The sequence below is a fragment of the Larkinella fluvii genome (assembly GCF_051857545.1).
Lineage (GTDB): Bacteria > Bacteroidota > Bacteroidia > Cytophagales > Spirosomataceae > Larkinella.
Genome location: NZ_JBPZHB010000004.1, coordinates 100,352 through 122,278 on the forward strand (window position 1 = coordinate 100,352; position 21,927 = coordinate 122,278).

At 47.7% G+C, this 21,927-nt stretch carries 23 protein-coding genes; 20 read left to right on the plus strand and 3 right to left on the minus strand.

The window, feature by feature from the left end; translation table 11 throughout:
- The first annotated feature begins 60 nt into the window (after positions 1–60).
- From ACS5NO_RS10750 to ACS5NO_RS10830, 17 genes are all read left to right on the plus strand, one after another.
- On the plus strand, positions 61–1,365 hold the full coding sequence (locus ACS5NO_RS10750; RefSeq protein WP_439415156.1) for an amidohydrolase family protein: 1,305 nt from the start codon (positions 61–63) through the stop codon (positions 1,363–1,365).
- Positions 1,366–1,708: 343 nt separating this feature from the next.
- Positions 1,709–1,927: a DUF4287 domain-containing protein gene (locus ACS5NO_RS10755; protein ID WP_439415157.1), complete on the plus strand. Its 219-nt coding sequence runs from the start codon at positions 1,709–1,711 to the stop codon at positions 1,925–1,927.
- On the plus strand, positions 1,924–2,988 hold the full coding sequence (locus tag ACS5NO_RS10760) for a serine hydrolase domain-containing protein (protein ID WP_439415158.1): 1,065 nt from the start codon (positions 1,924–1,926) through the stop codon (positions 2,986–2,988). Before ACS5NO_RS10755 ends, ACS5NO_RS10760 begins: the two co-directional genes overlap by 4 nt.
- A gap of 279 nt (positions 2,989–3,267) precedes the next feature.
- The gene (locus ACS5NO_RS10765; RefSeq protein ID WP_439415159.1) at positions 3,268–3,600 is read left to right on the plus strand and encodes a hypothetical protein; all 333 of its coding nucleotides are present in this window, start codon (positions 3,268–3,270) and stop codon (positions 3,598–3,600) included.
- A gap of 148 nt (positions 3,601–3,748) precedes the next feature.
- Positions 3,749–4,675, plus strand: a complete 927-nt coding sequence (locus ACS5NO_RS10770) for a hypothetical protein (protein ID WP_439415160.1) — start codon at positions 3,749–3,751, stop codon at positions 4,673–4,675.
- Between the two features lie 361 nt (positions 4,676–5,036).
- Positions 5,037–5,171 (plus strand): hypothetical protein, encoded by a 135-nt coding sequence (locus ACS5NO_RS10775; RefSeq protein ID WP_439415161.1) that lies wholly within the window; start codon positions 5,037–5,039, stop codon positions 5,169–5,171.
- Between the two features lie 147 nt (positions 5,172–5,318).
- Complete coding sequence (locus ACS5NO_RS10780; protein ID WP_439415162.1) at positions 5,319–5,957, plus strand: hypothetical protein; 639 nt, start codon at positions 5,319–5,321, stop codon at positions 5,955–5,957.
- 86 nt (positions 5,958–6,043) lie between these two features.
- Positions 6,044–6,820, plus strand: a complete 777-nt coding sequence (locus ACS5NO_RS10785; protein WP_439415163.1) for an SDR family oxidoreductase — start codon at positions 6,044–6,046, stop codon at positions 6,818–6,820.
- Between the two features lie 369 nt (positions 6,821–7,189).
- Positions 7,190–7,534, plus strand: a complete 345-nt coding sequence (locus ACS5NO_RS10790) for a hypothetical protein (RefSeq protein ID WP_439415164.1) — start codon at positions 7,190–7,192, stop codon at positions 7,532–7,534.
- Between the two features lie 15 nt (positions 7,535–7,549).
- Positions 7,550–8,458 carry a helix-turn-helix domain-containing protein gene (locus ACS5NO_RS10795; RefSeq protein ID WP_439415165.1) on the plus strand — a complete coding sequence of 303 codons (909 nt, stop codon included), beginning with the start codon at positions 7,550–7,552 and terminating at the stop codon, positions 8,456–8,458.
- A 216-nt stretch (positions 8,459–8,674) separates the two neighbouring features.
- A complete protein-coding gene (bla, locus tag ACS5NO_RS10800) occupies positions 8,675–9,412 on the plus strand; it encodes a BlaB/IND/MUS family subclass B1 metallo-beta-lactamase (protein WP_439415166.1) in 738 nt (245 codons plus the stop codon).
- Positions 9,413–9,475: 63 nt separating this feature from the next.
- Positions 9,476–10,240, plus strand: coding sequence for a type I methionyl aminopeptidase (gene map / locus ACS5NO_RS10805; protein ID WP_439415167.1), 765 nt, complete (start codon positions 9,476–9,478; stop codon positions 10,238–10,240).
- A 408-nt stretch (positions 10,241–10,648) separates the two neighbouring features.
- Positions 10,649–11,644: an SDR family NAD(P)-dependent oxidoreductase gene (locus ACS5NO_RS10810; protein ID WP_439415168.1), complete on the plus strand. Its 996-nt coding sequence runs from the start codon at positions 10,649–10,651 to the stop codon at positions 11,642–11,644.
- Between the two features lie 19 nt (positions 11,645–11,663).
- Entirely contained in the window at positions 11,664–12,392 is a 729-nt protein-coding gene (locus ACS5NO_RS10815) for an SDR family NAD(P)-dependent oxidoreductase (protein WP_439415169.1), read from the plus strand.
- A 297-nt stretch (positions 12,393–12,689) separates the two neighbouring features.
- The gene (locus ACS5NO_RS10820) at positions 12,690–13,508 is read left to right on the plus strand and encodes a helix-turn-helix domain-containing protein (RefSeq protein WP_439415170.1); all 819 of its coding nucleotides are present in this window, start codon (positions 12,690–12,692) and stop codon (positions 13,506–13,508) included.
- 43 nt (positions 13,509–13,551) lie between these two features.
- Positions 13,552–14,598, plus strand: coding sequence for an MBL fold metallo-hydrolase (locus tag ACS5NO_RS10825; RefSeq protein ID WP_439415171.1), 1,047 nt, complete (start codon positions 13,552–13,554; stop codon positions 14,596–14,598).
- 2 nt (positions 14,599–14,600) lie between these two features.
- Positions 14,601–15,230 (plus strand): hypothetical protein, encoded by a 630-nt coding sequence (locus tag ACS5NO_RS10830; protein WP_439415172.1) that lies wholly within the window; start codon positions 14,601–14,603, stop codon positions 15,228–15,230.
- A 72-nt stretch (positions 15,231–15,302) separates the two neighbouring features.
- Here the strand turns inward: ACS5NO_RS10830 and ACS5NO_RS10835 are convergent, their stop codons facing one another.
- The gene (locus ACS5NO_RS10835; RefSeq protein ID WP_439415173.1) at positions 15,303–16,067 is read right to left on the minus strand and encodes an SDR family NAD(P)-dependent oxidoreductase; all 765 of its coding nucleotides are present in this window, start codon (positions 16,065–16,067) and stop codon (positions 15,303–15,305) included.
- Between the two features lie 102 nt (positions 16,068–16,169).
- Positions 16,170–17,075, minus strand: a complete 906-nt coding sequence (locus ACS5NO_RS10840; RefSeq protein ID WP_439415174.1) for a helix-turn-helix domain-containing protein — start codon at positions 17,073–17,075, stop codon at positions 16,170–16,172.
- A 211-nt stretch (positions 17,076–17,286) separates the two neighbouring features.
- Between ACS5NO_RS10840 and ACS5NO_RS10845 the strand changes: the two genes are divergently transcribed.
- The 3 genes from ACS5NO_RS10845 (at position 17,287) to ACS5NO_RS10855 (ending at position 20,929) form a co-directional block, all read left to right on the plus strand.
- The gene (locus ACS5NO_RS10845) at positions 17,287–19,017 is read left to right on the plus strand and encodes a serine hydrolase (RefSeq protein WP_439415175.1); all 1,731 of its coding nucleotides are present in this window, start codon (positions 17,287–17,289) and stop codon (positions 19,015–19,017) included.
- A 29-nt stretch (positions 19,018–19,046) separates the two neighbouring features.
- On the plus strand, positions 19,047–19,997 hold the full coding sequence (gene corA, locus ACS5NO_RS10850) for a magnesium/cobalt transporter CorA (RefSeq protein ID WP_439415176.1): 951 nt from the start codon (positions 19,047–19,049) through the stop codon (positions 19,995–19,997).
- 86 nt (positions 19,998–20,083) lie between these two features.
- Positions 20,084–20,929, plus strand: coding sequence for a mechanosensitive ion channel family protein (locus ACS5NO_RS10855; protein ID WP_421830440.1), 846 nt, complete (start codon positions 20,084–20,086; stop codon positions 20,927–20,929).
- A gap of 123 nt (positions 20,930–21,052) precedes the next feature.
- Here ACS5NO_RS10855 and ACS5NO_RS10860 read toward each other — a convergent pair whose 3' ends face one another.
- Positions 21,053–21,907 carry an endonuclease/exonuclease/phosphatase family protein gene (locus ACS5NO_RS10860; protein WP_439415177.1) on the minus strand — a complete coding sequence of 285 codons (855 nt, stop codon included), beginning with the start codon at positions 21,905–21,907 and terminating at the stop codon, positions 21,053–21,055.
- Between the last annotated feature and the right edge of the window lie 20 nt (positions 21,908–21,927).

Consider the following 21,927-nt stretch of genomic DNA (forward strand, 5'->3'; position numbering starts at 1 on the left):
TAAAGACAAAAGGGTAGTAGTCTCTATTCTCTTGTCTCATCTCTCACTTCTAACAAGAAAATGAAAAAATTAACACTCTCCATACTCCTGCTGGCCTCGCTCAGCGGGTTTGCCCAGAATCCGGCTCCGGCGGGGCCACAGACGCGGGCCATTGCCCTGACGGGCGCGACGATTCACGTTGGCAACGGGCAGGTAATCAATAACGGGGTGGTCCTGTTCGACAAGGGGATCATTACGGCCGTCGGCGACGGCAACACGCCCACCAACGGCGCGGAAGTGATCAATGTGGCCGGAAAACACGTCTATCCGAGCATCATTTCGCCCGCTTCGACGGTGGGGTTGCAGGAAATCAGCGCGGTTCGGGCCACGGTCGATTTTCAGGAAACCGGTTACATCAACCCGAATATCCGGTCGTTGATTGCCTACAACACCGATTCGGAGGTGATTCCGACCATCCGGAACAACGGCCTGCTGCTGACACAGGTGATGCCGATGGGCGGGGTCATTTCGGGAAGTTCGTCCGTGGTGCAGTCCGACGCCTGGAACTGGGAAGATGCCGTGTTGAAAGCCGACGACGGCATCTGGCTGACCTGGCCGGGGTATTTCGCCCGCAGCTTCGATTTTGAGGATTTTTCGGTCAGTTTAAAAAAGAGCGAACAGCGGCAGGAAAGCATCAACGCCCTGAAAGCGACGTTTTCCGATGCGGTGGCCTATGCCGCCCTGAAAAATCCGGCTCCGAAAAACCTCAAATTTGAGTCGATGAAGGGCCTGTTCGACGGCACGAAAAACCTGTACATCCGCGCCGATTACGGCAAGGACATCATCGAAGCCATCAAATTTGCGAAGCAGATGGGCATTCGGAAACCGGTGATTGTGGGCGGAGAAGACGCCGGTCGGGTGATCGATTTTCTGAAAGAGAACAACGTCGCCGTGATTCTGGGGCCGATGCACCGCCTGCCCAACCTCCAGGACGAGGACGTGTATTTGCCGTATAAACTGCCGGGAATGCTCCAGAAAGCCGGTATTGCGGTGAGTCTGAGCTACGACGGAGCCTACTGGCGGACGCGCAACCTGCCATTTCAGGCCGGAACAGCCGCCGGTTTCGGGGGCATCGACAAAGAGGACGCGTTGAAAATGATCACCTCCACGACCGCCAAAATCATGGGCATCGACAACGTGGTGGGCACGCTCGAAAAAGGCAAACACGCAACGCTGGTGGTCTCGAAAGGTGATTTGCTGGACATGCGCACCAACGTCATCGAACACGCGTATATCCAGGGCCGTCACATCAATCTGGATGATAAACACAAGCGGTTGTACCACATGTACCGCGAGAAGTATGGCCAGCCGGATTTAGGGAAATAATCGGAATTTTTTGTAGAATTGGGGAGTTCAACCGTCAGGAGGTTGGGCTCCCTTTTTATTAATGGCAGGTTTGCATACTGCATTGCTAATGGTCGTCAGCAATCCCATTAATTGTTTTGGCATTTTAGCCGTTTCAACCGATTATTATCCTAAATAGGACTTAAGTCTGATAATTCATCTTTGCCCCCAACCCCCTAAAGGGGGCTAAAACATCCGGATTTTGAAGCCCCCTTTAGGGGGTTGGGGGCGAAAAGCGGAAGCACTTTACAGACTGCCCTTTAGGGGGTTGGGGGCAAAAAGCGAAAGTCTTACTAAAGTAAACTCAAACAAAACGCAAATCTGTATGTCTTTTCAAGCCTACATAGACAACATCAAAGCCAAGACAGGAAAGACACCTGCGGACTTTAAAAAATTAGCGGAAGAAAAAGAATTCATCATTGACGGAAAACTTAATCCTAATATTAAAGCGACAGAAATAACCAACTGGCTGAAAGAGGATTTTGAATTGGGACACGGCCACGCCATGGCCATTTATGCGACCTTCAAAGGAAAAACGGAATGAAACGGTTCACAATACTGATTGTATTCCTATTCTTTTGCACTTCCGGAACTGCACAGAAAAGGCCCACCAACCTCCTGGATAGCATTGCGATTGCAGGGAACAATGGCACCTATCCCAACCTGGAAGGCGTTACCATAACCAAAAGGGGCAAACTTGTTTTTGAAACCTATCTTCATGGGTTACGGAAGGGCGGTCTGCACGATACGCGTTCTGCTTTGAAGTCCGTGACGGCGCTCTTGATGGGTATTGCGATCGACAAAGGGTTTATTAAAAATGTACATCAAAAAGTATATCCTTTTTTTCCGGAGTATAAGCCCTACAGAAACTGGACTGTTTTAAAAGACAGCATGACCATTGAACATTTGCTGGAAATGAAATCCGGTTTTGACTGCGAAGAATGGGATGGAAGCAAAGATTGTGAAGACGACATGGAGAATACGCAGGACTGGATAAAATTTTGTCTCGATTTGCCCTTAAAAAATAAACCGGGGACTCAGTGGGATTATACGTCGATCAATGCCATGCTATTGGGAGGCATCATTGCTCATGCCAGCCATAGGTCGGTTTCGGAGTTTGCCGATCAGTATCTGTTCAAACCGTTGGGAATTACCCAGTACCGGTGGACAAAAGATCCGCTCGGTCACGAAACGACAGCGGGTTCTTTTTACATTTCTCCGGGAGATATGAACAAAATTGGGCAGGTGGTTTTAAATGACGGCGTTTATAACAACCGAAGAATTGTTTCCGGAAAATGGGTTAAAACAATGACGGAAGGGCGTATAAAAATTGAAGACTTCTCCAATGTGCGGATTTCCAGAAATAAAACCGCTATTCCGCAACCTACGTATTACGGGTATGCCTGGTATACGGAAGAAATAAAGACGGACCAATGGAAGCACACGGTTGTTTTTGCTTCCGGGAATGGCGGGCAGTATATTATGGTGATCAGCGATTTAGATTTGGTGGTAACCTTTTCGGGTAATAGCTACAATTCTGCCAAATCAAAATTGCCTTTTGATATCCTGGTCAAATACATTTTACCCCATTTTACCCGGAAATAGCCCGGCTACCAACAAACGGTTTTGTGCAAGTGAGGAGACGTAATAACATGGAGCGTTTGCCAGCCATTTTTCAAACGGCCTGTTGATGGTTATGGACGAAGAAAAACCTGAAATGAACCCAAACGGTGAGATTATTGACCCCAGAGGGGTCGAATGTTTGTAGCAAATGGGTATTCTGAGCACTCCGGGCGTGCCGGAGGTACGCGACCGCGCTGCGATTGTTGCGTACCTATCGGCACGCCCGGAGTGCTCAGAATACCCATTTGCTACAAACATTACGTGCCGCTGGCACTTAAACAACTGGTAGGCAAGGGAATAATCACATTGTTCGCGTTAAAATTAAAGCTGACGAAGAAGTTAGGAATAGACAAAATCCTGGGCATTGGGAATGGGGTGGGCATACTCGAAAAAGGTAAATGCGCGATGTTGGTGGCCTTGAAAGGCGATTTGCTGGATATGTGGACCAACGTCATTGAACGCGCGTATATTCAGGGCTGTCACATCAATCTGGACGACAAACACAAGCGGGCTATTTCACATGTACCGCGAGAAATATGGTCAGCCAGATGTAGGGAAATGAGTGGAATTTTTTGTAGAATTGAGGGAGCTTGAGGAATTGGGCTCCCTTTTTTTATGGGGAGTGAATACAAGTTAATACTATGTTGTTTTAGATTTTTATTTATTTCTATAGACTCTAAGTTTAATAAAAAGAAACAATATAGACTCTGTTTATTGTTACATGGTATATTATCACTCATATATGGAATCAGTTGGAGTAACCGGTATTGATCCTTGGTTTATCTTAGATGATGAACCTTTGGTTAAAGATCTGTATTATTTTGATAGGATTGTTTACACTATGACGGCTAAAAGTGCTTTGGAGGAATTTTGTAATACTACATCAAGTGGTAAAAAGAAATTTAAAGAAAAAATCAAGGAAATTGAAAAATTAGAAAAAGCTGGTTTTTTGTCAGAATATAAAAAAGATTCGTTTATTGTTGATAAGACAAAATATGGGGACGAGCATTCCAAAGATTATACCTTTCAAGCCTTGGAACTTGCCTTAAATTTTGAAATAAATAGCGCATCATTCGAGGAAGATTTTCTGGATTTTCTTACTCGTTTTAGAGAGTTTGACCAACTCAATGCAAGAGCCTTTTCTATAATGTTAAATAGGAAAAACCAGTCCTCTTATACACCAATTATTAGAAGTAGTTATTATAATTTACCAATTGGTGACCCCACATTAACAAGTACTGTGCTTTCGGTTTTATTGAAAAAATTTCCAATAGCTACTGCAGATGTTGATTTAGAAAAATTTATAGAATTCAAAAGTGATTCAGATACTCAATTGAAGCTGGCTCGATTAAAGGAATGGGTTTTGGAGATTAGTAAAAAAAATTATAATGAGAAGGAAATAGAGCAAAAGGTAGATTATCTTCTTAGAGAATATGTAAATCTATTGAAAATACATAGACTAAAATATGACTTAGGCACAATAGAGTCAATTGTTACAGTATCTTTGGACGTTATTGAAAATATAGTTAAAATAAATTTTAGTAAAGCAGCAAAAGCCTTATTTGATTTTGCAAAGCAAGATATAATGCTGCTAGAAGCAGAGCAGAAAATGATTGGTAGAGAACTTGCTTATATTCATAAATTACATGAAAATAAAAATTTGCTATAAGTCGAGATTAATAAAGAATTTATTATTTTGACTTATATATTAATCTATAAACAGGTTATTTGTGTTTTTACAAAAAGATAATGTAAAATCATTCGCTAAAGCAGTGGATATAAGATCCTGATGACATTGAAAGAAGGCAAATTAAACTGCATAGAACTATAAAGGAAATATTGAATAATCATATAACTACTACGGGTTTGGGGAAGATGCAGAGTCTTGCCTTGAACCTTTTTAAAGTATCTATATAACTCAATTTTCTCTATATCAAACATTAGTTTATTCAAGTATATAAAGATTCAAGTTAAGAGTCAAGGTTGAACAGAGTGATTCCTTTTGTTTAGCTGTAGCAAAAACCGTATTTATGAAATTTATCGTACTGATTGCAATGCTTATCTACATGATGAGCGCCTTTCGACAACTTGAAAAAAAACTGCGCCCAACGGTTCTGGCACCATCAAGCCCTGAATCAAAAAAACTAAAAAGACCTGGATGCTGACCCACATTCGGCAGCGGCATTCAATCCAGATTGAGATCGATGCGCAGAGAAATGCCGTGGAGGTTCCGTTGGAAAACTAAAAGCTGATCAATTAGCTGGCCGAAAAATTACTACCAAAAACTCCGAATTTAACCAGTCATTAAACCCATGAAGAACCACGCCGTCTTACTCTGCATCGTTATTTCGGTGATGTTAATCATCACAGCAACCTTGCTATATCCCGGAGGTTCCTTGTTTGATAAAAATTCGGTCGGATTTGACTGGACTAAAAACTTCATCAGCAATCTCTTTGCGGCAAAAGCAATCAACGGTTCAGACAATCCATCCCGAATCTGGGCCATTCTTGGCGTGGCATTCCACTCGGTTGGGTCTGGGATTTTCTTTCTCCATATGTCAAAAAAGATGACGAATCGCCATGCGGCTACGGTTTTAAAATCCGTAGGGATTGCCAGCATCGCACTTGATGTCCTGATCGTCACTTCCTTGCACGACGTGATGGTGATGGTATCGAGTACGTTGTCGTTGCTGGGTCTTTTTTATTGTACGGTTTTTATTCTGAAGTCAAAACTTCACGTCTTAAAATTCGCCTGTGTCATCTGCCTGTTGATTTTTTACTATACCCTCTACTTGTATGGTTCCGGCGATTGGGGATTATTGGCCATCATGCAGAAGGTATCGTTCATCGGTTCAACGCTGCTGGTGTTAGGAATGGAGTATTTTACCCAAAAAGAAGACTTCATGCAGCGCAAATCGGATGGACAAACCATACCGACGACGAACCGGTAACGCCCTTTCAGCTACAACATTGCGACTTTTGGCTACAGCGGTTTTCTGATCCCTGCTGAACTTTGCAGCAACAAACGATCAGAACAATGAACTTACAGAACAACACCATTTTAGTGACCGGCGGAACCAGCGGTTTCGGCATCGAATTTGCCTCCAGATTGCTTGCGCTGGGCAACACCGTCATCATCACCGGCCGGAACGCGGAAAAATTGCAGGAAACGAAACGCCAACTGCCAGCCGTCCACACCATGCAGAGTGATGTGAGCAATGCCGACGACATCACCACGCTATACCATCAGGTAACCCGGCAATTTCCCGCCCTGAATATCATCATCAACAATGCCGGTGAAATGCGGAAAATCAGTCTGCACCAGCCACACGAGCTGACCGACATCACCCGCGAAATTGAAATCAACCTGATGGGACCCATCCGCATGGTGCAGCAATTTCTGCCCCACCTGAAAAAGCAGAAAAATGCGGCCATTGTGAATGTCACCTCGGGCATTGCACTGTCGCCTTTCCCGATTTCACCCATTTACAGTGGCAGCAAATCGGGGCTGCGGGCGTATACACAGGCTTTACGGGTGCAACTCAAAAACACGGGCATTCAGGTAATCGAATTAGTGGCGCCGGGAAGTTCGACACCCTTGAATGATAAATTCAGGAACGAAGACGGATTTAGTGCCAGCGCCTTGATGGCTCCCGAAAAAATTGTGGATGCCGCCCTCAAAGGCATGGAAAATGATAAGGACGAAATCTATCCGGGACTGGCGAAAATCATGCGGGTGATGAGCCGGATTGCGCCCCGGTTTTTGATCGCACAAGCCGGGAAAATGGGTGCTTCGACGATGTACGGTAAATGATTTTTCTTATGTAGGACTTTTGCTTTTGCCCCTAAATCCCCTAAAGGGGACTTGGACGCGGCAACATCCGGATGCGTAAAGTCCCCTTTAGGGGATTTAGGGGCAAAAGCAAAAAGTCCTCTATTTGTAACTTAATTAAATTAACGCGAACTATGAGATGATGCCCTTGCCTAACCGTAGTTTGAGTGCCAGCGGCACGTAATGTTAATAGCAAATGCGTATTCTGAGCACTCCAGGCGTGCCGGAGGTACGCAACTAAGCCTATATCGCGTACCTCCGGCACGCCTGGAGTGCTCAGAATACGCATTTGCTATTAACATCAGACCCCTCCGGGGTCAATAATCTCATAGTTCAAGTTAAATTAATAAAATGAAAATCATCAGCCTAATTCTTCTTCTGGTATCCGCTTTTCTGGGTATCAAACACGGGTGGGATGCCTTCCAGCCCGGCAACGCCGAACAGGCAAAAATGATGGCAACCCTGGGCATTTCCCAAGCCGTTTTACCTTATTTTGGGGTGGCTTCCATTGCAGCGGGTTTGCTATTGCTGTTTCCCCAAACGTTTTTCGTGGCTAACGTAATCAATGCTGTTTCGATTGTGCTGATCATGGCATTGGCGTTGCGGGCAGGGGACTACAGAATGGCCTTGCTGGAAATTCCGTTTCTGGCCATTCCCTTGCTGTTAATCTGGTTGAAATATCCGTTTAAATTTTAAAAACCACTTTTTACGATGTCGAACACAACGCCACGCCGAATAAAAACCATATCGGAAGGGCATCGCTTAACGGGATTTGAAAAACCGCATCATCCGCTGATCAGTGTGGTGGATGTATCTCAATTTAAAAATCATTCCGATGTTCAGGCGGTTATTTTTGACTTCTATGCCGTATCGCTGAAGCGGGGCTGCGACAACCTGTTGTACGGGCAGCAGAAATACGATTTTGACGAAGGTCTGATGGCATTTATGGCACCCGGACAGATTCTGCGGGGCGAAGAAAACGGTCGTCCACTTAACCTCCAGGGCTGGATGATGTTTATCCATCCCGATTTTTTATGGAATACGTCCCTGGCTAAAAAAATAAAGAAGTACGACTATTTTGGGTATGCTACCAACGAAGCGTTGTTTCTTTCGGATCGGGAAGAAACGCTGATGAATGGAATCATCGACAACATAAAACAGGAGTACAACGCACCGATCGATAAATTTAGCCAGGATGTCATCATTGCCCAGTTGGAGCTTCTGTTTACGTATGCCGAGCGGTTTTATGAACGTCAGTTCATCACCCGTAAAATTACCAACAGCCGGATTTTAACGCGATTGGAAGACGTATTGGATGACTATTTTAACCAGGAGGAATTGCTCTCGAAAGGGTTGCCCACCGTGCAATATGTTGCGGATAGCCTCAATATTTCCAGCAAATATTTAGGCAGTTTGCTGAAACAACTTACCGGGCTGACGACCCAACAGCACATCCACGAAAAACTGATCGGGAAAGCCAAAGAAAAACTCTCCACGACTGAATTGTCGGTCGGTGAAATCGCTTTTGAATTGGGGTTCGAACATTCGCAGTCGTTCAGCAAATTATTCAAGACAAAAACGAATCAAAGTCCGTTGGAATTCAGGGCTTCGTTTAACTGATTGAAAAAAGCCCGGCTAACTTTGACGGAAATATCCCTTAATTTTGGCGGTAGCAAAAAGCGCACGCATGAAACATACCTCATCCACAATCTCAAACAGAATCAGCCCCCGACAATGTGAATGTCTATTGACCCCTCACTAAGTGACCCCAGCTTCGTCCCGTTACCAGATCTTGGTAACTTTACAAACCATCAGCAACTAATTTATACGAGCAACATGCGGACCAGTATCTTGACAATCGCTTTCCTTTTCACGCTAACCAATCTGTTTGGACAGGCAAAACCAGAAAAACTTAAGATCGCGCACCTAACGGGGGACTTTTATATTTACACAACCTACAACACCTACCAAGACTCTCAAGTGCCGGCAAACGGAATGTACCTTGTTACGAAAGAGGGTGTTGTTCTGTTTGATACGCCCTGGGACACCACCCAGTTTCAACCCTTGCTCGACAGCATCAAAGTAAAGCATAACCAAAATGTGGTCATGTGTTTTGCAACGCATTGGCACAGCGACAAAACGGCTGGACTCGAATACTACCGGCAGCAGGGCATAAAAACCTATACGACGGTTCTTACCGATGAATTGAGTAAAAAGAACGGTAAAAAAAGGGCAGAATTTTTAATGACAAAAGATACAGTTTTCCAGGTCGGGCCTTATTCTTTTGAAACGTATTACCCCGGACCGGCACACACCGAAGACAATATTGTCATCTGGTTTAAAAACGAAAAAATTCTCTACGGGGGCTGCTTAATCAAAGGGGTTGATGCGGATAATTTGGGCTATTTAGACGATGGAAGTGTCACCGAATATGCGAATACGCTTGAAAAGGTTCAGAAAAAATACCAAAAACCAAAATATATTATCATTGCTCACAGCGATTGGAACAACCTGAATTCATTGAAGCACTCTTTGAAGATGGCAAAAGAACTTAAAAAGAAAGAGAACCGCTAAAATCGGTTTGGTAACCAGGGCGCAGGCTGTCGCGAACTATACGAATAAATCAATCAAACGACGATGTCAATAACGAAAGAAGCGGAACTCACCGGAATGCAGAAAGCCAGTGAAGCAGTTGCTTACACCTTGAAGGCGATGCGAAACTATGCGCAACCCGGTATGACCACCAAACAGCTGGATGATTACGGTGCAATCATCCTGGCGGATTTTGGAGCCAAATCCGCCCCCTATTTAACCTACAAATTTCCCGGTTGGACCTGTATCAGCGTGAACCATGCGTTTTGCCACGGTCTGCCGTCCGACAACACCATTCTGAAAGAGGGCGATCTAGTGAATATTGATGTTTCCGCTGAACTGAACGGTTTCTGGTCGGACAACGGCGGCTCCTTTGTGTTGGGCGAAGATGTCAACCAACACCAGAAGCTGATCGACGCTTCGAAGCAGATTCTGCAGAAAGCCATTTACACGATCAAAGGTGGGGTTCGCGTTGCCGACATCGGGCATCTGATCGAAACGGAAGCCAAAAAACGGGGGTACAAAGTCATCAAAAATTTGACGGGACACGGCATCGGAAGAAGCCTGCACGAAGAGCCCCGCGAAATAGCGAATTACCGGGACCGCTCGAATCCGACCCGATTTAAGAAAAATTCGGTCGTTGCCATTGAAACCTTCATTTCAACGATTTCCACCTATGCCGAAACCCAGCAGGACGGCTGGACGATGGTTGGAAACAAGGGCGGTTTTATGGCCCAACACGAGCATACCATTGTGGTTACGGACGGCAAACCGCTGGTACTGACCGAAATGAATGATATTTGGGCATAAAGCCCAAACTCGTCTTTTTGCCCCTAAATCCCCTAAAGGGGACTTGGACGCAGAATCCTCCTGATGCTGAAAGTCCCCTTTAGGGCAGGGCTGTTAAGTTCTGGAAATTAGGATCGTATCGATCCGCTTTTCGCCCCCAACCCCCTAAAGGAGGCTAAAACATCCGGATTTCGAAGCCCCCTTTAGGGGGTTGGGGGCGAAAAGCGGAAGAACTTAACAACCCTGCCCTTTAGGGGATTTAGGGGCAAAAGCGAAAGTGTAAAGAATTATCAAACGTAAGTCCTACAAACGGACATCTTTTAACAAACCGGCCTTTTAAACAAAGTATATTCGGACGTTTAAACAAAGTCGCTCAGAACCGCCCTGCCTAATTTTGTCCCAACAAAAACAAATAAACGGTTTTAAATCATGGGACAAACAAATGATCAGGGCGCGTTGCAGCAGCCAATCGGTTCAGGATTCAACGCTTCCTCCACGGCCAGCGACGTCATCAAAGGCATTGACCTCACCGGCAAAATCGCCATCGTAACCGGGGGGAACACCGGCATCGGTCTGGAAACCACCAAAACCCTGGCAGCCGCCGGGGCCACGGTCATCGTTCCGGCGCGGGACACCGAAAAAGCAAAGAGAAATCTGGCCGGCATTCCCCGCGTCGAACTGGAAACGATGGACTTGATGACTCCGGCCTCCATCGACGCCTTTGCCGAAAAATTCCGGGCGTCGGGTCGGCCGCTCCATCTGCTCATCAACAATGCGGGCATCATGTGGGTGCCGCTGCGCCGGGATAGCCGGGGGATCGAATCGCAATTGGCAACCAATTATCTGGCCCAGTTTCAATTGACGGCCCGGCTATGGCCCGCCCTTAAAAAAGCCAATGGCGCCCGCGTGATCAACGTTTCCTCACACGGGCATCAATTTGCCCCTTTCGATTTTGAAGACCCCAATTTTCTGAACCGGGACTACGAAACGCTGCAAGCCTACGGGCAATCGAAAACCGCCAGCAATTTATTCGCCCTTGAACTCGACAACCGGGCCAGCGTCTTCCACGTTCGGGCGTATTCGTTGCACCCCGGTTCCATCGGCGGCACGGAATTGGGTCGGGAAGCACCCCTGGAGCTTTTTCAGCAAATGGGGTTTCTGGATGCCGACGGCAATATGCTGCCGGAAGTAGCTGCTTCCCTCAAAACCATTCCCCAGGGCGCGGCCACGACGGTTTGGTGTGCCACCAGTCCCTTGCTCGATGCAGTTGGCGGGGTATACTGCGAAGATGTTGAGGTTGCCGGGCTGGCTTCCGACACCGAAATGTCAACGGGCGTGAAACGGTACTCAGTAGATGAAGCCAACGCAAAACGCCTGTGGACCTGGAGCGAGGAAATGACGGGAATCACCTTCGAGATCAACTAATTAGGTTAAAAATCGTACAATGAAAACTTTAAAAGATAAAGTTGCTGTCATCACGGGCGGCAACAGCGGTATCGGGTATGCCACCGCAAAAACACTCCATGGAAAAGGGGCCAACGTCATCATCACCGGTAGACGAAAAGAAGCGGTTGAACAGGCGGCAGCAGCCTTACAGGTGACCGGTTTACTGGCTGATCAATCCAGTTTAGCCGACATTGACCGGCTGGTAGCGGATGTGGCCGAACAATGTGGTAAAATCGATATTTTGCTTATCAATGCAGGCATCACCAAGTTTGCGCCTGTTGAACAGATGACTGAAACGATGTTCGACGAAATCATGAATGTAAATTTCAAGGGGGCCTATTTTACGCTGAGTAAATTTATTCCTGTTCTGAATGACAACGCATCCGTGGTGTTGTTATCGTCCACATCGGCCACCATTTCTCCGCCAAGTGCATCGGTCTATGCGGCAAGTAAAGCAGCCATCAATGCAGTTGCCAAAATTGCCGCGCTCGAACTGGCACCCCGCAAAATCCGGGTCAATACCGTAAGTCCGGGACCGATCGCTACAGAAATTATGCATAAAATTGGCCTGGACGATCAGCTGGAAAAGCAACTGGTCAACAGTATCCCGTTGTCAAGATTAGGCAAGGCTGAGGAGGTAGCGAATTTGATTGCGTATTTATCCAGTGATGAATCCGCCTATATCACCGGTTCGAATTTTTTGATCGACGGCGGACAGTCCGTATGACCAGAAGCGTTTTGGTTATATTATTTTTTGTAGTATTCAATTTTCTTTACTCAGTAAATATCCAATTCGTTCGCTGCCCCGTCAGGGGCTCCACAGCGGAGCGTAGGTAGATAATCATTCCGTACCGGGCGTGCCGTGAGGTACCCGACTGCCAGGTATACAATGTTGCGTGCCTGACGGCACGCCGGAATACGGGATAACCGAATTGGCCTACCGCTCCGGCGGCCCGGCGACGCTCCGCTGTTCATTCCCTACGGGAATGGATCGCTTATTTAATTTAATCAAAGCAAAAAAAACATGGACTATCAGGCCAAATACATCACCGACGACATCAAACTTTCCTGGTACGAGGATCGGTTTTTCAAGTCGGACATCCTGTTCGACCACCACATGCTGATCTGGTTTATTTCGGGGGAAACCAAAATTGTGCAGGCCGATGCCACCTACTTTTTCGGGAAAGGCGATATTTTTTTAATTCCCAGAAATCAACTGGCAACGATCATCAATTATCCGAAAGACGGCCAGCCGCATAAAACCGTCGTCATGCATTTGACGACCAACAGATTGAGGGATTTTTACGCCAACCTGCCGGTGAAACCCCAGGCTTCGGAATCGCAGAAAATCTATGGGTTCAATAACCACCCGTTGCTGGAAAGTTGTCTGGCTTCGCTGGTTCCGTATTTCGATATGACGGATCTGCCCGAAACGATTGCCGCGTTGAAAATCACCGAAGCCATCCACATTCTCCGGGCGATTGACCAGGGAATCGATTCTGTATTGGGCAACTTCGAGGAACCCGGTAAAATTGATCTGGTCAGCTACATGGAAAAGAATTTTATGTTCAATTTGCCGCTGGAAAAATTCGGCTACCTGACGGGCCGTAGTCTGACGACCTTCAAACGGGATTTTGGCAAAGCGTTCAACGTCACACCGCAGCGGTGGCTTACCCAAAAGCGGCTGGAACTGGCACACTACCAGTTTATCGAAAAAAAGAAGAAACCGATCGATGTCTGCTACGAAGTGGGGTTCGAAAACCTGTCGCACTTTTCGTATGCCTTTAAAAAGCATTTTGGGTATGCACCGACCACCTTGCTGGTGCAAACAGCGGGTCACTAACCGATTTTGAGTATGGAGTCGTCACCAATAATTTTCAGGAAAAATGTTAACAGCATTGCTATTGATCCTCAAGCGGTTTTTCGCAAAAAGAAACATGCCAACCATCAAAAGTTACACCTCCAATCCGGTATTACCAACCCTTATGCCGGATTGGTTAGGCACGCCTTTGGACCAGAATGGTTTGTTTATTAACTACGAATATCCTACGGTAATTAGTTACAGCGCCGTCCTTAAGTTTATGCTGGAAAGAAATCCGCAGCGGGAAGCGAAAAAACGGGATACCTGGCGAATTACCGTTCGTAAAAAAGAGGATTGGCTTTCGGAACCATCCGATAAAATTGTGTGGCTGGGACATGCTAGTTTTTTTATTCAGCTATCCGGTATTCGTATCTTGATTGACCCTGTTTTCGGGAAGTTGCCGGTTGTGAAACGCTATTCGGAGTTGCCTGTGGAGCCGGAAAAATTCCAGAACATCGATTATGTATTGGTTTCCCATGCACACTATGACCACTGCGATAAAGACAGTATCAAGACCATCGCGCGTAATAATCCGAAGGCCCGGTTCCTGGTGGGGTTGAAGCTCAATGAACTCGTGGCCAAATGGGTTACGAACCCGATTCAATCGGCGGGTTGGTATCAGCAGTATCAACTTACTGACACTTTGAAGATTACGTTTTTACCGTCTCGGCATTGGGCCAACAGAAGTCCTTTTGATGTCAACACCAGCCTTTGGGGTGGGTTTATGATTCAATCCGAAACGAAAACCGTCTATTACGGGGGCGATTCAGGTCATGGTTCACACTTTAAATCCATTGGTGCGCTTTTCCCGACCATCGATGTGGCTTTGATCGGCGCGGGGGCTTATTCGCCAACGTGGTTTATGGGGCAGCATCATCAAGACCCCTACAAGGCCGTCGATGCTTTTCATGCCACGGGAGCGAAGACATTCATTCCTTTTCATTACGGAACGTTTGACTCTGCCGATGAACCGATGGGAGAACCCGAAACGGTGTTGAAAAATCTTTACGCGGAAGGCAAAATCAATAATCAACTCAGGATTTTAGCGTTAGGAGAACCTTTTCTGGTGTAAGAATGAGATCACTTTATCAAAAAACACGTTGGTCAATCTGTGTTTTTTTCGTCGGGGCTTCCATCGCCAGCTATGGACAGGATCGTATGCAGAAAGATAAAAAATGGTTTATCGTTTTGCCGCTGCGGTTTACGCAATTACAGGATCAGTCGACGATGCTGAGTGGGGTTAAAGTGGGTCGGACCATCAACGACCGGTTTCAGGCTTCGCTTTCCATCTATCACTCCTTTTATTTGACGAGTTTCAGAGCCCCGGCCAACCTCGACGGCTTTGATAAACAACCCCGTCTTTTTATCAATGGGGTAGGGACGGAGCTCACGTATTATTTCCTGAAAGGCCCTCGATTCGCTTCCAGCCTGGAACTCCTCCTGGGTTGGGGCTTTCTAAAATATGATTTGAAAGACCGGAACTTTACGAGCAGACAAGTCAATTATGTGGCGGTTGAACCCGTACTCAACACCGAATTCAAACTCAACACGACAACCCTGGTCGGTCTAGGAGTTGGCTATCGGCCCATCTTCAGCAACCGGCCCATCGCCTATTCGTCTACGGTTTCAACAGGGGAACTGCCCATTCGGAAAGCATTTCCCAATGGCGTCAATGTGGTTGTAACGCTGAAAGGATTATTATAGGAACACGGATTCCGCGGATCAAAACGGATATTCTTCCGTTAAAATCCGTTCAATCCGCGGAATCCGTGTTCCTCAAAGATTCTGACCGCCCGACACTTCGATTCGCTGGGCATTGATCCACCGGGCTTCTTCCGTACAGAGGAAGGCCACAACCCCGCCAATGTCGTCCGGAAGTCCAACCCGGCCCAGGGCGGTTAAACCGGCAATGTGCTGATTGACCTGCGGGTTGTCGCGCGTTACGCCACCACCGAAATCGGTTTCGATGGCGCCCGGTGCTACGGTGTTGACGGCAATGCCGCGTGCGCCCAACTCCTTCGCCAGGTAGCGCGTCAGCACCTCGATGGCCCCTTTCATGGACGCATAGGCCGAATAACCGGGCAGGCTGAACCGGGCCAGCCCCGTCGACAGGTTGATAATCCGGCCACCGTCCTGGATCAGGGGCAGGGCTTTTTGGGTCAGAAAATAGACACCTTTCAGGTGGATGTTCATCAATTGATCGAAGGCTTCCTCCGTCGTTTCGGCAAACGAGCCGTAGAGTCCAATACCGGCATTATTGATTAAAAAATCGAAGTGATCCGTAGCAAAGGTGTCGTGCAAAACCGCCGAAAGGTCGATAAAAAAACCGTCGAAACTTTTGACGTCGCCCGTATTGAGTTGCAGGGCGGCCGCCTTCCGACCGGTTTGTTCAATTTCGGCTACCACCGCCAGGGCTTCTTCTTTTTTGCTGTTGTACGTCAGAATGACGTCGATTCCTTTTTGAGCCAGACGCAGGGCCATGTTTTTACCCAATCCCCGGCTACCGCCCGTGACCAGGGCTATTTTACGTTGTGATTCCATGGTTGTTTTTTGTTTCAGTCAAATGAAACAAAAGTAGCGGGTCAGCACCCGGCACGGTTTGCAAGCATCAATCCATCGTTTGCAAAATTCAAATCAGGCGGTTCAGGACCGGAAGGCGATGGGAGTGAAGGCGGTCTGTTTTTTGAAAAAATTAGAGAAGTGAGCCACTTCCTCGAATCCCAGCGAATAGGCAATTTCGGAAATGTTCCAGTCGGTTTGCTTCAACAGGATCTTGGCTTCCTGAACGATCCGGCTGCTGATGAGGTCGGTGGTGGTTTTGCCGGTACTTTCTTTCAGCACTTTGTTCAGGTGATTGACGTGAACCGCCAGCCGTTCTGCGTAATCCCTGGCCGTGCGCAGGCTGAGTTTCTGGTGCGGAGATTCGATCGGAAACTGCCGTTCCAGGAGTTCGATGAACAAAGAGGACACCCGGGCCGAGGCTGTGTGCGACGGATAGAGGGCGGTTTCGGGTTGCAACTTTTGTCCGTAATGAATCAGTTCGAGGACGTAATTTCGCAGCAGATCGTATTTAAAGGCATAATTGGAGGCCAGTTCTTTGTACATCTTACGGAAGATATACGCGATGTCTTCCGACGCTTCGTCGGTAAGCTGAAAGATGGGATAACCGCCGGGCTGAAAGATCGGGAGATCGTCCAGCACCACACCGCTTTTGGTCTGAACCAGAAAATCGGCGGTGAAAATGCAGAAGTGACCGGACTGGTTTTCATCCTGCGGAACCCAGTGATACGGTATTTTGGGCGTGGCAAAGAGCAACGCATTTTTCTCAATATCAATTACTTTGTCCGCATATTCGGCTCGGTTCCGCCCGCTGATGTGGCTGATTTTGTAATAGGCCCGCCGGTTATAGGGCATCACTGGTTTTGCTTTAAGCTGAGCCGTAACCTCGTCTATTTTGAAAACATTGAAATGACCAATCTCTTTGCCGATTCCTTCCGGGATTAGCGAAGCGGTTTCTTTATAAAATTCTTCCAGTGTCGTAGTTCCCATGCGTCGGCTCGTTTGCGAAATTCAAATGTACAAAAGCCGGCGGAGAATTCATTTGCTCAAACCGGTTGGTTTCAAACCGGATCGTTTTTATGGATAAAAACCTTTTCCATCCGCTCAGTAGCCCTGTCAAATTCAAACAGAATAAAGTAGATTTGGCGATCGCTTCAGCAGCGACCTTCCTCCTTCAGTTTAACCGCTTCCCAACAAGCTCATGAACACACGATTTACCACTCGAATCCTGGCATTTGTTCTCACGATTTTAATGGTTCCGTACGCCTTCGCCCAGAAAAAGGCGGAGAAAATAGAGGAACTCATGCGCCAGTACGTCGAAAACCGGCAGTTCAACGGAACGGTGCTGGTGGCCGAAAACGGCAAGGTAATTATGAAAAAAGGCTACGGTCTGGCCAATATGGAGTGGAACATTCCCAACACGCCCGACACCAAATTCCGGCTAGGTTCGGTCACCAAGCAGTTCACGGCCTTTCTCATCATGCAACTGGTCGATCAGGGGAAATTGAAAGTCAGTGAAAAAATCACGACCTACCTGCCCGATTATCCCAAAGCCACCGGCGATAAAATAACCGTTCATCACCTGCTCACGCATACGTCGGGCATTCCGAACTATACCAATTTTCCCCGGTTTTTTGAAACGATGAGCCGCGACCCATACGCACCTGAAGCGTTTGTGAAAAAATTCTCCGATCTGCCGCTGGATTTTGAACCCGGTTCCAAATTTTCGTACAGCAATTCCGGCTATTTTCTGCTGGGCGTTCTCATCGAAAAAGTAACCGGCAAACCGTACGCGACGGTTTTGCAGGAGGGTATTCTCACCCCGGCGAAACTGAAGGATACGGGCTACGATTTGCCCGGCCCGATTCTACCCAAACGGGCGGCAGCCTACGAAAAACGGGGGGGCGGTTATGTCAATGCGCCCTACCTGGACATGACGATTCCGTATGCCGCCGGTTCACTGTATTCGACCGTGGAGGATCTGTATCGCTGGGATCAGCTTTTGTATACGGATCAATTGCTCTCAGCGGCTTCAAAAAAGGCTCTTTTTACGCCCGCGCTGGCGCATTATGCCTACGGTTGGGGTGTGGGTAACGCGAAGATCGGGCAGCGGAAAGACAGTGTTCTAATCGTTTCGCACGGCGGAGGCATCAACGGGTTCAATACCCAGTTCACCCGGGTTCCCAACGACAAACACACGGTTATTTTACTGAATAATACCGGCGGAACGGTTTTGGGTGCCATACAGGCCAATATTCTGAATATCCTGTACGACCAGCCCTATGAGAAACCGAAAAAATCAATCGCGACGGCCCTCCGGCAAACCCTCGCGACGGCATCGCTGGAAAAAGCCCTCCAGCAATTTTTGCAGTTAAAAACGGACAAAGCCTATTCACTGAACGAAGATGAAATGAACGAATTGGGCTACGATTTAATGCGGGAAGGCAAAATGAAGGAAGCCCTGGCGGTTTTTAATCTCAATGTGGAAGCGTATCCCCAGTCGTCTAATGTGTATGACAGCCGGGGCGAAGCATACCTGAAAAACGGCGATAAAGAACTGGCCATCAAGGATTATACAAAGTCGGTGGAACTGAATCCGCGCAACACCAACGGCGTTGAAGTCCTGAAAACGCTGGGCGAAAAGGTAGCAGGCCCGAAGGATGCGACGGTGTCGGCCGAAATCCTCGAAAAATACGTCGGTAAATACGAGCTGGCGCCGACTTTCAGCATTACCGTGACCCGGACGGACACGCAACTGTTTGCGCAGGCCACCGGTCAGGACCGTTTTGAGCTTTTTCCGGAATCGGAAACCAAGTTTTACCTGAAGGTGGTTCCGGCGCAGGTGACGTTCGTGAAGGACGAAAAAGGGCAGGTGACGCAACTGGTGCTTCACCAGAACGGACGCGACATTCCGGGCAAGCGGATTCCTTAAATGATTGTTTAGAGATGTAACCGTATTCTATGATTCGCATATTCCAACAGGATGAAGCCGCAGTTCGGAAGGTTCGGGATATTGACTCGTTTTCCGATACCGAGCGCACCCTCTGGGTTGATTTACAGAACCCGACGCGCGAAGAAACCAAGAGCGTAGAAGATAAATTTGACGTTAATTTCCAGACGCAGCAGGAGCAGTCCGAGATCGAAAGCAGTTCGCGCTACATCGAGGAAGACGATTTCCTGATTGCGAACTCCAACTTCATGGTTCCCGACAAGGAACAGATGTATGTGACGGTGCCGGTGAGTTTCATGCTGAAAGACGAGACGCTGTTTACGTACCGGAACGCCGATCTGAAATCGTTTGCCGATACCGTCAAGCGGATCAAGTCGCGCCGGTCGATGTTCAACGACGGGGCGCAGATTCTGATCACGATTTTCGAATCCCGGATCGATTACGACGCCGATTTGATCGAGGTGGTGTCGCTGGAAATCAAATCCATCAACCGCCAACTGGATCTGGAAGCCAACCTGGATCGTGAAATGCTTTTGAAAATCAACGACTATCAGGAGCTAACGATGTCGATTCGGGAGAATGTCGTCGATAAACAGCGCGTGATTACTTCTATGATTCGCAGCGACGGCTGGTTTACGGACGAGGAACAGCAGCGGCTTCGAACGCTCATCAAAGACATCAACTCCCTGATCGACCACACGAATTTTATCTTCGAACGGCTGGAGTTCTTGCAAAATACCTACCTCGGTTTGATCGACCTGGAGCAAAACCGGATCGTCAAAATCTTCACCGTGGTGTCGCTGGTTTTTCTGCCACCGACCTTGCTGGCGAGCATCTGGGGAATGAACTTTGCCAACATGCCGGAACTGAGCTGGCAGTTGGGCTATCCGATCGCGTTGGGGTCCATTATCCTGTCATCGTTGGTAACCTTATTGATTTTCAAACGAAAAAACTGGCTTTAAACCATCTGGGGCGAATAAATATTCATTAAAATGTTACTTTTCGGGGTTCTCTGCTTCTTAACTGTAGGAACTAAAACTACAACTGCATGGAACCCACCCAATCGTCCTTTCAAAATGTTATTGACCAGATCGTCGCGTTTGCCACGCTCTACGGTTTCAAAATTCTTTTGGCCATCGTCATTCTGATTGTCGGCCTTTGGCTGGTCAATCAAGTGGTAAAAATGCTTTCCACCGTAATGAACAAACGGCAGGTCGACCGGGATGTTCAGCCTTTTCTGTTGTCGCTGGTGGGTGCTATTTTGAAGGTACTGGTGTTGCTGAGTGTGGCCAGTACGCTGGGCGTCGAAACGACCTCGTTTGTTGCCATCATCGGTGCCGCCGGTTTGGCGGTGGGTCTGGCGCTACAGGGGAGTTTGGCCAATTTTGCCGGTGGCGTGCTGATTCTGACGTTCAAACCGTTCCGGGTGGGCGATCTGATTACGGCTCAAGGCTTTACGGGTAATGTGGAAGCCATTCACATTTTCAACACCATTCTGGTAACGCTCGACAACCGCACAATCATTCTGCCCAACGGAGCACTGTCAACGTCACCGGTAACCAATATTTCCGGGAAAGGAACGATCCGGGTCGATATGGTTTTTGCCGCCGGGAATTCCAATGCAGTCGATGCGGTCAAGGCGTCGATCAAACGTGTGGTGGATGCCTGTCCGACTGGATTGAAAAACCGGGAACACGACATTCTGGTGACCAAACTAACCGAGCTGGCGTTTCATTTCGACGTCCGGGTCTGGTGCAACAGTGCCGACTATTGGGATACCTACTATTTTGTTCACGAAGGGATTGCCCGCCAGTTTGGCAAAGACGGCATCAAAGGGCCGGAACCGAGTGTTACGGTGATTGGCGATTTTAGCTCGGTCGGCAAGCTGAAATAAATTAAACCAGGCGTTTTTGGCAGCGTAGGGGACGAATGTTTGTAGAAAAAGCGGGTTGCGTGTCTCTGGGTACGCAACCCAATTTTTCTACAAACATCTTTTGCTACTGGCACAGCATCAATTTTAATAAACCAGTCGGCTTAAAACCGGCCAGTGGTCGGAAATGAAAACCTGATCTTTTAAAATAGGCAGGTAATCATGGCGTTGCACCGCTACGTCCGGGCCGACAAAAATGAAGTCGATCACCGGGCCGCGCTGGTCGGTTTTGAAGTTGTTGAAGGTGCTGGTGCCGCCCGTATGCGGGTTTTCCGACAGACTTTCCGAGTTGGTGAGTTTGAATGTCGAATCACTCGTCAAAGTCTTGATGGAAGGCGACGCATCGGGCGTGTTAAAATCGCCGGTCAGAATCACCGGGAGATCATTGCTCAATTCTTTGATCTTGCCAATGAGCAGTTTCGCGCTGTTCTGGCGGGCGATTTCGCTGATGTGGTCGAAGTGCGTATTGATGACAAAGACTTGACTTTCATTGCGTTTATCCTGAAAAACCGCATACGTTGCGATCCTGGGAAAAGCGGCCTCCCAGGATTTGCTGCCCGGTACCCCGGGTGTTTCGGAAAGCCAGAACGTGCCCTGTTTCAGCACCTCGAATTTCTGCTTGTTATAGAAAATCGGCGAAAACTCGCCCTGGGTTTTTCCGTCGTCACGACCCACGCCAATCCAGGCATAGTGGGGTAATTGGTCCTGTAAATCAGCGATCTGTCCGGCGAGTGCTTCCTGCAAACCGGCAAAATCAACCTGGTAATCCGTGAATACACGGGCGGCTATTTCCTTCCGGTTCGGCCAGGCATTTAACCCATCCTGTGGCGTGTTGTACCGAATATTAAACGACAACACATTCAATGGAAACCGGGAAACCGTCTGGGCTGAAACACCTGACAGCATACAGAATAAAAGGGCAGCTACTAATCCCAATTTCATAAGGGCGCGGATTTGGTTTG